This window comes from Rhodococcus sp. NPDC003383 (assembly GCF_053589115.1).
The window spans coordinates 37,411-50,022 of record NZ_JBSFRG010000029.1; the positions used below are offsets into that span (position 1 = coordinate 37,411).

The following is a 12,612-nucleotide window of genomic DNA, read 5'->3' on the forward strand; positions in this document are numbered from 1 at the left end:
GAATTTCCCCTAGTCGATGCGGCGCAACGCGGTGCGGTAGTAGTCGGCGTTCGCCGCGTACATCTTCGCGTTCTCCTCGAAGCTGCCCTCGGGGAGCTCGAAGCCCTCCCGGACCTTGGCGGGCACGCCCATGGCCATGCGTCGTTCCGGCAGTTCGAACCGCGGCGGGACGAGCGCGCCCGCGGCGACCTGCGATCCGGCCCCGAGCGTCGCGCCGTTGAGCACGAGCGACCCGGAGCCGACGAGGCAACCGTCGCCGATGGTGGCGCTCTCGATGTGGGCGTTGTGGCCGACCACGCAGCGGGCGCCGATGATCGTCGACTGGATCGCCGTGGTGTGGATGATCGTTCCGTCCTGGATGTTGGTGTACTCACCGACGGTGATGGAGCCGTAGTCGCCGCGCAGCACCGCCGTCGGCCACACCGAGGCGTGTGCACCGAGGGTGACATTGCCGATCACCACGGCATCGGGGTGCACCCACGCATCGGGGTGGATATCGGGGACACGATCGCCGAGCGCATAGACAGCCATACGCAGAAACCTATCTCGAGAAACTCTGCCAGCCGCCGGGACCCGCGCGGTCGCGGCCGTCGACGGTGATGCCCGCCCCCGCACGCACCGAGCCGATGCGGTGCCAGCCCTCGGGAAGCGCCACCTCCGGCGGGAAACACGCGGCCAGCGCATGGTCCTCTCCCCCGGTCAGCACCCACTCCCACGGATCGGCGTCCAGGTCCGCCGCGGCAGCGCGCAGATCGTCGCCCGGTCCGAGCAGGGCCGACTCGACGTCGATGGCCACGGCCGACGCGGCCGCGATGTGCCCGAGATCGGCGAGCAGACCGTCCGAGATGTCGGTCCCGGCGCGCGCACCCGCCCGCGCCGCCGCCGGCCCCGCTGCGTACGGCGGGGCCGGAACGCGGTGGGCCTCCACCAGATCGGGGTGACCGCCGTGACCGGCGAGCAGCAGCGCCAACCCCGCGGCGGACCGGCCCAGGGTGCCGGCCAGCGCGAGGACGTCACCGGGCCGGGCCGCGGTGCGCAGCAGCGGCGCCCGGCCTTCGAGGTCGCCGAGCACCGTCACCGAGACGATCACCTGATCGGCCTGCACGAGGTCGCCGCCGACGACCCCCGCGCCCATCTCCTCGGCGGCTTCCCCCAGACCGGCGGAGATCCCCTCGAGCACGGCCACGGGGGTACCGGGCGGGCACCCGAGTGCGACGACGAACGCGGTCGGGCGGGCGCCGAGCGCCGCGACGTCCGCACCGTTCTGCGCCGCAGCTTTGCGTCCGACCTGCTGTGGACTCGACCAGTCCAGCCGGAAGTGCCTGCCCTCGACGAGCATGTCCGTGGAAACGGCGACGCGGCCGTCGGACGCGGCGACGAGTGCTGCATCGTGTCCCGGCCCGACCAGGGTCGTCGCGGGCTGGCGACGGCCGGCGGTCGCGCGATCGATGACGGGGAATTCGCCGAGTTCGGCGACGGTGGGGCCGGTGGGGTCGGGCACGGTGGCAGAAGTCTCCTTCCGGCTCTGGCCGGTGCGGTCCGGTGCCGTGACAGGCACTGATAGGTTCGGGTCACGCTACCGCTCCCGAAGATGGACCTGATGATCGAATCCGATTCTTCTCCCGAACCCGAATCCGACGCCGCCGGTGCCGACGCACAGGTGGCCGAGGAGGAACGCCGCCATCCCGCGGTGATCGCGACGGCCATCGCACTGCCGGTCGCGTTGCTCGCCGGAGTCGTCGTCGCCGCGGTGATCATCGACCGCAATCCGGTGCTCGGCCCGCTCGCACTCGGACCGGTTCCCGCGCCGCAGGCCGAATCCGCCGCGTGCGCAGACCTGCTCGCGGCACTGCCCGAGAAGCTCGGGGACTACACGCGCGCCGAACTGGTCGATCCCGCTCCGCCCGGCACCGCGGCCTGGCAGACCGCCGATGCGGAACCGGTGGTGCTGCGGTGCGGTCTGGATCGTCCCGCCGAATTCGATGCGGCGGCGGCGCTGCAGGTCGTCGACGGCGTGCAGTGGTTCGAGGTGTCGGGCGAAGCCGAGGGCATCGCCGCGAGTACGTGGTTCGCGGTGGACCGGCCGGTCTACGTCGCGTTGACGGTGCCGAACGGGTCCGGACCGTCCCCCTTGCAGGAGGTGTCGGCCGCGCTCACCGAGTCGCTGCCGCAGCAGCAGATCGATCCCGCGCCGGTGGGTGGAAACTGATCCACCGACCGGCGCGGGTGGACGATCACGGGAGCATGGACCCGGTTTCCACGAACCGCTGATGGAACGACAGTGCCTCGCCGAGGAGGTGCGGGGTGTGCCCGCCGGCTTCGGCCTCGGCACGCGCGACATATTCGTGCAGCGCGTCCCGGTAGTCGGGGTGGGCGCAGTTGTCGATGACGACGCGTGAGCGGCGACGCGGAGACAGCCCGCGCAGATCGGCGAGGCCCTGCTCGGTGACGATCACCTGGGTGTCGTGCTCGGTGTGGTCGACGTGCGGCACCATCGGCACGATCGCCGAGATGCTGCCGCCCTTCGCGGTCGACGGGCTCAGGAACATCGACAGATAGCCGTTGCGAGCGAAGTCGCCGGAACCACCGATGCCGTTCATCATCTTGGTTCCCATGACATGGGTGGAGTTGACGTTGCCGTAGATGTCGGCCTCGAGCATGCCGTTCATGGCGATGATGCCGAGGCGGCGGACGATCTCCGGGTGGTTGCTGATCTCCTGCGGCCGCAGCACGATGTGCTCCCGGTAGAAGTCGATGTTGGCCACCAGCTCGTCGACACCCTCCGCGGTCAACGCGAGCGACGTCGCGGATGCGTACTTCACGGTGCCGTGCTTGATCAGGTGCAGCATCCCGTCCTGGATGACCTCGGAATAGCAGGTCAACCCCTTGTGCGGTCCGGCGTCGAGGCCCTGCAGCACCGCGTTGGCGACGTTGCCGACACCGGACTGGAGCGGCAACAGCGAATCGGCGGGCAGACGTCCCTTGGAGACCTCGAACTCGAAGAAGTCCAGTACGTGCCCGGCGATCGTCTTGCTGACGGCGTCCGGCGGAGTCAGCGGCATCGCGCTGTCGCGCAGGTTGGTCTCGACGACGGCGACGACCTTGGCCGGGTCGACGCGCAGGGTGGGCTGGCCGATGCGGTCCTCGACGCCGGTCAACATGATCGGCTTGCGGTTCGGGGGCAGCGCGGTGCCGTAGTAGACGTCGTGGATCCCGTTCATCGCGTCCGGCACCCAGGAGTTGACCTCGAGGACGACCTTCTCGGCGACGTCGAGCCAGGTCTTGTTGTTGCCGATCGACGTCGACGGGATCAGTTCACCGCTCTCCGTGATGCCGGAGACCTCGATGACCGCGACGTCGATGTGCCCGTAGTACCCCTCCCAGACCTGCTGGGCCACGTGGGACAGGTGGATGTCGAGGTAGTCCATGCCACCGGAGTTGATGGAGCGGCGTGCCGTCGCCTCGGACTGGTAGGGCATGCGCAGCGAGATGCCGTCGACCTCCGCGAGCATGCGTTCGGTCTCGGCGGCGACGGAGGCACCGGTGAGAAGGTTGATCGTGAAGTCCGTACCGCCGGCGCGGGCGTGCCGGATCCGCTCCGCGAGCGCGGGTGTGACGGCCTTGGGAGTGCCGGCACTGCCGAACCCGCTGATCGCGACCGTGTCACCGGGGTGGATGTACCGCACCGCCTCCTCGGCAGAAACGATCTTGTTCCGAAACGCGGAGTGGTGAATTCGGTTCGACTCCGACGTGACATCGGAAAGAAGGTGGTGCCCGTTCATGCGCCCAGATTAGCCGCCGCAAGGAAAGGCCCGTCACATTCTTCCGGCCCGAGGGACCCACACCACTCGCCTGCCCTCGAGCCCGGCCCAGGACACGCGAGGGGCGTAACCTACTGTTGCGCAACGGCTTCTACAATTGCGGCACTGCGTGCCATCGGGGCGACCGGCTGGTCTGTTACCGGAAGCGCGATCGTAGGATCGTTGCGCGCTCGTCGCATGGTTGTGACCGTTCACCGCGCCGGGCCGTGCGTTCGACGCGGCACCGCCCCACCGGCACCGGGAGCCACCGTCCGGCGTTCCGTGTCACCCTGTTCCGGCACGATGGTCCGCATGAGTATCGCGACGACGAATCTGCGTGACGAGGCCGAACGACTCCTGCGCGAACTGGCCGGCCCGCACGCGCGCCTGCGCGAGGACCAGTGGACGGCGATCGAGGCGCTGGTGGTGCAGCGGCGCCGCGCGCTCGTGGTGCAGCGCACCGGGTGGGGCAAGTCCGCGGTGTACTTCATTTCCGCCAAACTGCTGCGTGCCCACGGGCACGGTCCGACGGTGATCGTCTCGCCGCTGCTGGCGCTCATGCGCAACCAGGTCGAGTCCGCCGAACGCGCCGGGGTGCGGGCGGCGACGATCAACTCCGGCAACGTCACCGAGTGGGACGAGATCCACGAGCGCATCGCGTCCGGTGAGATCGACGTCCTGCTGGTCAGCCCGGAACGGTTGAACAATCCCGACTTTCGCGATCAGGTGCTGCCCGCCCTGGCCCGCGATGCCGGTCTCGTCGTGGTCGACGAGGCGCACTGTGTGTCCGACTGGGGTCACGACTTCCGCCCGGACTACCGGCGGATCCGCACGCTCGTCGCCGAACTCGGCGAGGGCATCCCCGTGCTGGCGACGACCGCGACCGCGAACGATCGCGTCGTGGCCGACGTGGCCGCCCAGTTGGGCGTCGGCGAGGGCACCGCGGAAACGCTGGTGCTGCGCGGCGGCCTGGACCGCCCCTCGCTGCACCTGTCGGTCGTCCGGATCGACGAGCCCGCACGCCGCGCGGCGTGGCTGGCCGAGCATCTGGGTGAGCTGCCCGGCTCCGGCATCGTCTACGCGCTGACCGTGTCGGCGGCGCAGGATCTGGCGGCGTTGCTCGCCGAGCGGGGTTACGCCGTCGCCGCGTACACCGGGCAGACCGACACCGCCGAACGCGAGCAACTCGAGGCGGATCTGCTGAACAACCGCGTCAAGGCGCTGGTGGCGACGTCGGCGCTGGGCATGGGCTTCGACAAACCGGACCTGGGGTTCGTGGTGCATCTCGGGGCACCGTCCTCCCCCATCTCCTACTACCAGCAGGTCGGCCGCGCGGGCCGCTCCACCGATCGTGCCGAGGTCGTTCTCCTGCCGGGCCGCGAGGATCAGCAGATCTGGAAGTGGTTCGCGTCGGTCGCGTTCCCCGACGAGGCGCTGGTGCGCCGGGTCGTGGAGGTGCTCGACACCGACCGTCCGCAGTCGACGCCGGCGATCGAGCCGCTCGTGGATCTGAACCGGTCGCGGCTCGAGATGGTGCTCAAGGTGCTCGACGTCGACGGTGCGGTGCGCCGCGTCAAGGGCGGCTGGGTCGCGACCGGGCAGCCGTGGCACTACGACGCGCCGCGCTACGCCCGGCTCGAGGAGGCCCGCGCCGCCGAGCAGGCCGCCATGCTCGAATACGAACGCACCACCGAGTGCCGGATGCTGTTCCTGCGCCGGCAGCTCGACGACCCGGAGCTCATGGCCTCCGCCGAGGGCTGCGGCCGCTGCGACAACTGCTGCGGCCCGCGCTGGAGCACCGACGTGGACGAAGCCGGTGTGGCGCAGACGGTGGCGCGCCTGGACCGGCCGGGTGTCGATCTCGCGCCGCGCAAGCAGTGGCCGACGGGCATGGCGAAGCTGGGGGTGTCGCTGTCCGGGCGGATCACCGACGGACCCGAACCCGGGCGGGTGCTGGGCCGGTTGTCCGACCTGGGGTGGGGTCCACGACTGCGCGCGCTGCTGGACGGTCCGGACGCCCCCGCCCCGGACGAGCTCATGCGGGCCGCGATCTCGGTGCTCGCCGCGTGGGACTGGGCACAGCGCCCGGTCGCGGTGATGGCCGTGGAGTCGGAGTCGCATCCGCTGCTCGTCGGCTCGCTGGCCGCGGGTCTGGCCCGGATCGGCCGCCTGCGGGATCTGGGCACGTTGCGGTCCCGTCCGGGGCGGCCGCCGGTGACGGCGGCGAACTCGGCCTATCGCATCGCCGCGCTCGTCGATGCGTGGATCCCGCCGGACCTCACGGGTGTCGACGGTCCGGTGCTGCTGGTCGACGCCGTCACCGACACGGGGTGGACGCTGACGATGGCGGCGCGGACGCTGCGCGCAGCGGGCGCCGAAGCGGTGCTCCCGTTCGCGCTGGCGAGCCCGAAGTAATCGGTGGGGCCGCACCGATCGCTACACGATGTGGCCCATCTCACTCGAGTGCTCTTACCTGCGTGTAACCGGGGGTTCCGAAGATCGATTTCCGCGACGCGCGTGATTTCGGCACACGTGGTTGTTACGTTGCCATTACTTATGACGCCCGTTACGGAGAGAAGTACCCCGACCCTCGCACCGGCCGAACCGAGCTTGCGAACGCCGGCCGAATTGCAGTTCAGGACACCTCGCATCGCAGACGGAATTCGGATCTGGGAAATCGCTCGCGATTCCCGGGTGCTCGATGTCAATTCCTCGTATGCCTATGTGCTGTGGTGCCGTGACTACGCCGCGACCTCGCTCGTCGCGACCGACGAGTTCGACCGGCCGGTCGGGTTCGTCACCGGCTACCGCCGCCCGGAGGCGCCCGGCACGTTGTTCGTGTGGCAGGTCGCCGTCGACGAAGATCAGCGGGGACGCGGCGTGGCGGCCCGGATGCTGCACACGCTCCTGGACCGGCTCCGCCACTGCGGTGTGACCCGCCTGGAGACCACCATCAGTCCGGACAACTCGGCCTCCATCGCGTTGTTCACGGCCGTCGCCCAGCAGCGCGGCACCTATATCACGCGCACCGATCTGTTCGCAGCGGACGATTTCCCCGATTCCCACCTGCCCGAAGATCTCTACACAATCGGCGACTGAAATTTTCGGTCCCGATCACAATTCAAAACAGGAGGAGCACGCAGAAATGACCATCCTGGAACAGCGTGAAATTTCTCGGACCGACATTTTCGAGAATCTCGAATCCGAGGTACGCAGCTACAGTCGCTCCTGGCCCACGGTTTTCGAAACCGCATCGGGCTCGTGGCTGCGCGACGAGAACGGCAAGGACTACCTCGACTTCTTCGCCGGCGCCGGCGCCCTGAACTACGGGCACAACAACCCGGTGCTCAAGACCGCGCTCGTGGACTACATCATGAACGACGGCATCACCCACAGCCTGGACATGCACACCGTGGCCAAGCGGGAACTGCTCGAATCGTTCGAACGCACGATCCTCGATCCGCGCGGACTGGACTACAAGGTGCAGTTCCCCGGCCCGACCGGAACCAACACCGTCGAGGCAGCGCTGAAACTGGCCCGCAAGGTGACCGGCCGCGAGTCGATCGTCAACTTCACCAACGCTTTTCACGGTATGACGCTGGGCTCGCTGTCGGTGACCGGAAATTCCATGAAGCGCGCGGGCGCCGGTGTGCCGCTCGTGCACGCGACCCCGATGCCGTTCGACGGCTACTTCGACGGCGCCACCGAGGACTTCCACTGGTTCTCGCGCGTCCTCGACGATTCGGGCAGCGGCCTGAACCGGCCGGCCGCGGTGATCGTGGAAACCGTGCAGGGCGAGGGCGGCGTGAACGTCGCGCGCCCCGAGTGGCTGCGCGCGCTGGCCGATCTGTGCACCGAGCGCGGCATCCTGCTCATCGTCGACGACGTGCAGATGGGCTGCGGCCGCACCGGACCGTTCTTCTCCTTCGAGGCCGCCGGCATCACGCCGGACATCGTGACCCTGTCGAAGTCGATCGGCGGTTACGGACTTCCCTTGGCGCTGACCCTGTTCAAGCGCGAACTGGACGTGTGGGGCCCGGGCGAGCACAACGGCACGTTCCGCGGCAACAACCCCGCGTTCGTGACCGCGCGGGCCGCCCTCGACCACTACTGGTCCGACGATCGCCTCGAACGCGACACCCTGCGGAAGGGGGAACGGATCCGCCAGACGTTCATGAACCTGGCGACGATGTTCGACGGCGTATCGACCCGCGGTCGCGGTCTCGTCCAGGGTCTGGTGTTCGACGATCCGAGCGACGCGCAGAAGGTGTGCGCGTTCGCGTTCGAGGAGGGTCTGCTCGCGGAGACCGCGGGACCGTCCGACGAGGTCGTCAAGCTGCTGCCGCCGCTGACCGTCACCGACGACGAGCTCGAGTACGGGCTCAACATCATCGCCGAGGCCACCGCGAAGGTCTGCGCCTGATCCACAGCCGCAACCCTGAAGCGAAAGTCTTTACAGCAGAGGATTTTTCATGATCGTACGCACCACCGACGAAATCACCGGCACCGACCGCGACGTCGAGGCCGAGAACGGGAACTGGCGCAGCAAGCGCATCGTGCTCGGCGGCGACCGCGTCGGATTCTCCTTCCACGAGACCACCATCCAGGCCGGCACCGTCAACGAGTTCCACTACGCGAACCACGTCGAGGCGGTGTGGCTCGTCGAGGGCACCGGCACCCTCACCGACCTCGAGACCGGCACCGTGTACCCGCTGGCGCCGGGCACGATGTACCTGCTGAACGGCCACGAGCGGCATCGCGTCGAACCGGACACCCGGATGCGGATGCTGTGCGTGTTCAATCCGCCGGTGACCGGACGCGAAGTCCACGACGAGAACGGGGTCTACCCGCTCGTCGAGGTCGTCTGAGCACAGCACGAGGGATGACCCGGGGCGGGCGCGCGAATAGAGTCGGAACCATGACCTTCACGCGTCCGCCCCGCATCGCTGTCGGTCCCGCACCGGACGTGTCGTTCGAGGAGGCGATCGTGCGCGGCGGCGGCGTGCCGTGCCGGCTCGACGAGCAACCCGACGCGCTGGTGTGGACCGGTGGACCCGCCGAGTTCCCGGCGTCGCTACCCGAGTCGGTGCGCTGGGTGCAGTTGCCCGCCGCAGGGGTCGAGCAGTGGCTCGAGGGCGGCACCGTGAAGGCGCATCCGCAGCCGACCTGGACCTCCGCGGCCGGAGCCTTCGCCGCCACGGTCGCCGAGCACGCCCTGGCGCTGCTCCTCGCCGGAGTGCGGGCACTGCCCGCCCACCTGGCCGCGTCGTCGTGGACGCCGACGGAGTTCTACCCGCTTCTCGGCACACTGCGCGGCGCGACCGTCGGCATCGTCGGCGCCGGCGGTATCGGCCGGGCGCTGATCCCGATGCTGGCCGGGATCGGCGCACATTCGCTCGCGGTGACCCGCAGCGGCCGTCCGGTCCCCGGCGCCACCGAGACTCTCCCGGTCGAACGGATCGACGAACTCTGGCCCGCTGCAGACCATTTCGTGATCGCCGCCCCCGCGACCGCGAAGACCGTGCGGCTGGTCGGTGCCCGTCAGTTCGCGGCGATGAAGCCGACGGCGTGGGTCGTCAACGTCGCCCGCGGATCGCTCGTCGACACCGACGCGCTCGTCGACGCCCTCTCCACCGGAACGATCGCCGGTGCCGGTCTCGACGTCACCGATCCCGAACCCCTCCCCGACGGCCATCCCCTGTGGTCGCTGCCGAACGCGATCATCACCCCGCACGATTCGAACCCGCCCGCGCTACGGGTGCCCGCCTTCGTCGAACACGTCGTCGAGAACGTCACCCGCTTCGCCTCCGGCGCCGAACTCATCGCAGTCATCGACACCAGCGCGGGCTACTGATCCGGCTCTCCGAGACCGGACGCCTCGTCCCGGTCCGCCCACTCGAACAGCGGATCGAGCGCGAACACCGCGTCGTCGATCCCGGCGTGCAGATCGCCCAGTTCCGCGAACCGGTCCGGCACCGTCCGCATCGTGAGGTCCCGGGGGTCGACGTCGTCGATCTCGTCCCACCGCACCGGCGTCGACACGGTCGCTTCCGGGACCCCGCGCACCGAGTACGCCGCGGCAATCGTGTGGTCGCGCGCGTTCTGGTTGTAGTCGACGAACAGCTTCGTCGGATCCCGGTCCTTGCGCCACCAGGTGGTGGTGACGTCCTTCGGAGCCCGCCGCTCGATCTCCCGCGCGAACGCGAGTGCGGCCCGGCGCACGTCACCGAACTCCCACCGCGGTTCGATCCGCACGTACACGTGCAGACCCTGACCACCCGACGTCTTCGGCCACCCGGTCGCGCCCAGTTCGTCGAGCACCTCGTGCACGACACCCGCGACGCGCCGCACGGTATCGAAATCGCACTGCGGCATCGGATCCAGATCGATGCGCCACTCGTCGGGGCGTTCGACGTCCGCGCGCCGCGAGTTCCACGGGTGGAACTCGACCGTCGACATCTGCACGGCCCACACCACGTCCGCGAGATCGGTGACGCACAGTTCGTCGGCGTAGCGGTCGTAGCGCGGGAAGTGGACCTGCACGGTCTGCACCCAGTCCGGGGCGCCGCGCGGCAGGCGCTTCTGGTGCACCTTGTCCCCGTCGAGCCCGTCCGGGAAGCGGTGCAGCATGCACGGCCGTTCCCGCAGCGCCCGCACGATGCCGTCGCCGACCGCCATGTAGTACTGCGCCAGGTCCAGTTTCGTCGCGCCCGTCTTCGGGAAGTACACCCGGTCCGGATGCGTCAGGCGCACGGTCCGGTCGCCGACGACCAGCTCGACGGCGTCGGACGACTTGCCTGTCGGTGCCATCGGTCCATTGTGTTCACTGCCGGCGCCGCGCGGGACGGAACGCGCGGATCGGGCGCGCTACCGTGGACGACGTGATCGACGAACTGCACTCGCTGCTGGCCGGGCGTCGGGTCGCGGTTCTGACCGGCGCCGGACTCAGCACCGATTCCGGCATCCCGGACTACCGGAGCCCGACCTCTCCCCCGCGCAACCCGATGACCTTCCAGCAGTTCGTCGGCGATCCGGTGTTCCGCCGCCGCTACTGGGCGCGCAATCACATCGGCTGGCGTCACATGGACGCCGCCCGCCCCAACGACGGGCATCGCGCACTCGCCGCACTGGAGCGTCGCGGCACGGTGCTCGGGGTGATCACCCAGAACGTGGACCTGCTGCACACCAAGGCCGGCAGCCGCCGCGTGGTGGACCTGCACGGCACCTACGCGCAGGTGCGCTGTCTCGCCTGCGACCATCGCATCTCGCGGTTCACGCTCTCCGAACTGCTGACCGCCGCCAATCCCGGATTCCTCGAACACGTCCACGCGACAACGGGTTCGGAGGTGGCGCCGGATGCGGATGCGGTGGTCGAGAACACCGACGACTTCCGGATCGTCGACTGTGTGCGGTGCGGCGGGATGCTCAAACCCGACATCGTGTACTTCGGGGAGTTCGTCCCCCGCGACCGCGTCGAGCGGGCGTACGCGCTCGTCGACGAGGCCGACGCGCTGCTCGTGGCGGGCAGTTCGCTGACGGTGCAGTCCGGGCTGCGGTTCGTGCGGAGGGCCGCCGCGGACGGTAAGCCGGTCGCGATCGTCAATCGCGGCCGCACCCGCGGCGATCGCTTCGCGGATGTGCGGGTCGAGGCGGGCTGCTCGGAAACCCTCGCCGCCCTGGCCGCGGCTCCGCTGCAGGCGGCTTCCTGACCTAGAGGCGGGCGAGGTCGTCGGCGTGCACGACGGGCCGCTGCAGATCCGGCGGCAGGTTCTGCGTCGAGAAGCCGATCATGAAGTCCAGTTCGCTCGCGTCGTAGGCGACGACGCCGCGCGCCACCGTCCGCCCGTCCGGCCCGACCAGCCCGACGACGTCCCCGGCGTGGAACGTTCCGCTGATGCCGGTGACGCCGGCGGCCAGCAGCGAACGCCGCCGCTCGACGACAGCGCGGACCGCCCCGGCGTCGAGGTGCAGCTCACCGTGGACGTCGGCGGCGTGCCGCACCCAGAACCTGCGGGCGGACATGCGGTCCGGGCGGGCCGCGAAGGCGGTGCCGACGTCCGCGGTCTTGAGCGCCCGATCGGCCTGCGAGGCGGCGGTGAGCAGCACCGGCACCCCCGAGTCGGCGGCCAGGCGCGCCGCGGACAGTTTCGACGCCATCCCGCCGGTGCCGAGTGCGCCGCCGGATCCGGCGACGACCCCGTCGAGGTCCTCGGGGCTGGTGACCTCGGGGATCAGCGTGGCGCTGCCCTTGCGGGGATCACCGTCGTAGAGACCGTCCACATCCGACAGCAGGATCAGCGCGTCGGCGCCGACGAGGTGCGAGACGAGCGCGGCGAGCCGGTCGTTGTCGCCGAACCGCAGTTCCGTGGTCGCGACCGTGTCGTTCTCGTTGACGACCGGAACGGCGTGCAGCGCCCGCAGCCGGTCCAGGGTGCGCTGTGCGTTGCGGTGCTGGGTCCGGCGGCCGATGTCGTCCGCGGTGAGCAGCACCTGACCGACGGTGCGGCCGTAGCGGGCGAAGGACGTGCCCCACGCGTGGGCGAGCGCGAGCTGCCCGACGCTGGCGGCGGCCTGCTTGGTGGCCAGGTCGCGAGGCCGGCTGGTCAGCCCGAGTGGCGCGAGACCGGCGCCGACCGCCCCGGAGGACACGACCGTGACGTCGGATCCCGCCTGCATGCGGGCCTCGATCGCGTCGACGAGTCGGTCCAGGCGGTCACGGTCGAGGCCGCCGACCACGCTGGTGATGGCCGACGAGCCGATCTTCACGACTACGCGGCGTGCGGAAGCGATGACCTCGCGGGTGTCGCTCACG

At 69.8% G+C, this 12,612-nt stretch carries 12 protein-coding genes; 7 read left to right on the forward strand and 5 right to left on the reverse strand.

Annotation, left to right across the window (positions count from 1 at the left end):
- Nucleotides 1-9: 9 nt before the first annotated feature.
- Together ACWDTS_RS22060 and ACWDTS_RS22065 are read right to left on the reverse strand one after the other, a co-directional pair.
- Nucleotides 10-531, reverse strand: a complete 522-nt coding sequence (locus tag ACWDTS_RS22060; protein WP_197256170.1) for a gamma carbonic anhydrase family protein — start codon at nucleotides 529-531, stop codon at nucleotides 10-12.
- Between the two features lie 10 nt (nucleotides 532-541).
- Nucleotides 542-1,501 (reverse strand): thiamine-phosphate kinase, encoded by a 960-nt coding sequence (locus ACWDTS_RS22065; RefSeq protein ID WP_450119034.1) that lies wholly within the window; start codon nucleotides 1,499-1,501, stop codon nucleotides 542-544.
- A gap of 99 nt (nucleotides 1,502-1,600) precedes the next feature.
- Here ACWDTS_RS22065 and ACWDTS_RS22070 point away from each other — a divergent pair, with 99 nt between their 5' ends.
- Entirely contained in the window at nucleotides 1,601-2,209 is a 609-nt protein-coding gene (locus ACWDTS_RS22070; RefSeq protein WP_197256174.1) for a DUF3515 domain-containing protein, read from the forward strand.
- A gap of 25 nt (nucleotides 2,210-2,234) precedes the next feature.
- Here the strand turns inward: ACWDTS_RS22070 and ACWDTS_RS22075 are convergent, their stop codons facing one another.
- Nucleotides 2,235-3,782 (reverse strand): acetyl-CoA hydrolase/transferase family protein, encoded by a 1,548-nt coding sequence (locus ACWDTS_RS22075; protein WP_450109501.1) that lies wholly within the window; start codon nucleotides 3,780-3,782, stop codon nucleotides 2,235-2,237.
- A 330-nt stretch (nucleotides 3,783-4,112) separates the two neighbouring features.
- On the opposite strand from ACWDTS_RS22075, the gene ACWDTS_RS22080 reads away from it, so the two are divergent.
- The 5 genes from ACWDTS_RS22080 (at nucleotide 4,113) to ACWDTS_RS22100 (ending at nucleotide 9,654) form a co-directional block, all read left to right on the forward strand.
- A complete protein-coding gene (locus ACWDTS_RS22080) occupies nucleotides 4,113-6,215 on the forward strand; it encodes a RecQ family ATP-dependent DNA helicase (protein WP_450119035.1) in 2,103 nt (700 codons plus the stop codon).
- Nucleotides 6,216-6,356: 141 nt separating this feature from the next.
- On the forward strand, nucleotides 6,357-6,899 hold the full coding sequence (gene ectA / locus ACWDTS_RS22085; protein ID WP_197256195.1) for a diaminobutyrate acetyltransferase: 543 nt from the start codon (nucleotides 6,357-6,359) through the stop codon (nucleotides 6,897-6,899).
- Between the two features lie 46 nt (nucleotides 6,900-6,945).
- On the forward strand, nucleotides 6,946-8,223 hold the full coding sequence (ectB, locus tag ACWDTS_RS22090) for a diaminobutyrate--2-oxoglutarate transaminase (RefSeq protein WP_197256178.1): 1,278 nt from the start codon (nucleotides 6,946-6,948) through the stop codon (nucleotides 8,221-8,223).
- 49 nt (nucleotides 8,224-8,272) lie between these two features.
- Complete coding sequence (locus tag ACWDTS_RS22095; protein WP_197256180.1) at nucleotides 8,273-8,668, forward strand: ectoine synthase; 396 nt, start codon at nucleotides 8,273-8,275, stop codon at nucleotides 8,666-8,668.
- Between the two features lie 50 nt (nucleotides 8,669-8,718).
- Entirely contained in the window at nucleotides 8,719-9,654 is a 936-nt protein-coding gene (locus ACWDTS_RS22100) for a D-isomer specific 2-hydroxyacid dehydrogenase family protein (protein WP_450119036.1), read from the forward strand.
- Here ACWDTS_RS22100 and ligD read toward each other — a convergent pair.
- The gene (gene ligD, locus ACWDTS_RS22105; protein WP_450119037.1) at nucleotides 9,648-10,610 is read right to left on the reverse strand and encodes a non-homologous end-joining DNA ligase; all 963 of its coding nucleotides are present in this window, start codon (nucleotides 10,608-10,610) and stop codon (nucleotides 9,648-9,650) included. The two genes, ACWDTS_RS22100 and ligD, sit on opposite strands and share 7 nt — an antisense overlap.
- Nucleotides 10,611-10,681: 71 nt before the next feature.
- Between ligD and ACWDTS_RS22110 the strand changes: the two genes are divergently transcribed.
- Nucleotides 10,682-11,509, forward strand: coding sequence for an NAD-dependent protein deacetylase (locus ACWDTS_RS22110; RefSeq protein WP_197256184.1), 828 nt, complete (start codon nucleotides 10,682-10,684; stop codon nucleotides 11,507-11,509).
- A 1-nt stretch (nucleotide 11,510) separates the two neighbouring features.
- On the opposite strand, the gene proB is transcribed toward ACWDTS_RS22110, so the two are convergent.
- Entirely contained in the window at nucleotides 11,511-12,611 is a 1,101-nt protein-coding gene (gene proB / locus ACWDTS_RS22115) for a glutamate 5-kinase (RefSeq protein WP_450109496.1), read from the reverse strand.
- Nucleotide 12,612: the final 1 nt, after the last annotated feature.

Excerpts from the sequence above, each read along its gene's own strand:
- ACWDTS_RS22060 (WP_197256170.1), bottom strand. The coding sequence starts at position 531 with ATGGCTGTCTATGCGCTCGGCGATCGTGTCCCCGATATCCACCCCGAT.
- ACWDTS_RS22070 (WP_197256174.1), top strand. The coding sequence starts at position 1,601 with ATGATCGAATCCGATTCTTCTCCCGAACCCGAATCCGACGCCGCCGGT.
- ACWDTS_RS22075 (WP_450109501.1), bottom strand. The coding sequence starts at position 3,782 with ATGAACGGGCACCACCTTCTTTCCGATGTCACGTCGGAGTCGAACCGA.
- ACWDTS_RS22080 (WP_450119035.1), top strand. The coding sequence starts at position 4,113 with ATGAGTATCGCGACGACGAATCTGCGTGACGAGGCCGAACGACTCCTG.
- ectA (WP_197256195.1), top strand. The coding sequence starts at position 6,357 with ATGACGCCCGTTACGGAGAGAAGTACCCCGACCCTCGCACCGGCCGAA.
- ectB (WP_197256178.1), top strand. The coding sequence starts at position 6,946 with ATGACCATCCTGGAACAGCGTGAAATTTCTCGGACCGACATTTTCGAG.
- ACWDTS_RS22095 (WP_197256180.1), top strand. The coding sequence starts at position 8,273 with ATGATCGTACGCACCACCGACGAAATCACCGGCACCGACCGCGACGTC.
- ACWDTS_RS22100 (WP_450119036.1), top strand. The coding sequence starts at position 8,719 with ATGACCTTCACGCGTCCGCCCCGCATCGCTGTCGGTCCCGCACCGGAC.
- ligD (WP_450119037.1), bottom strand. The coding sequence starts at position 10,610 with ATGGCACCGACAGGCAAGTCGTCCGACGCCGTCGAGCTGGTCGTCGGC.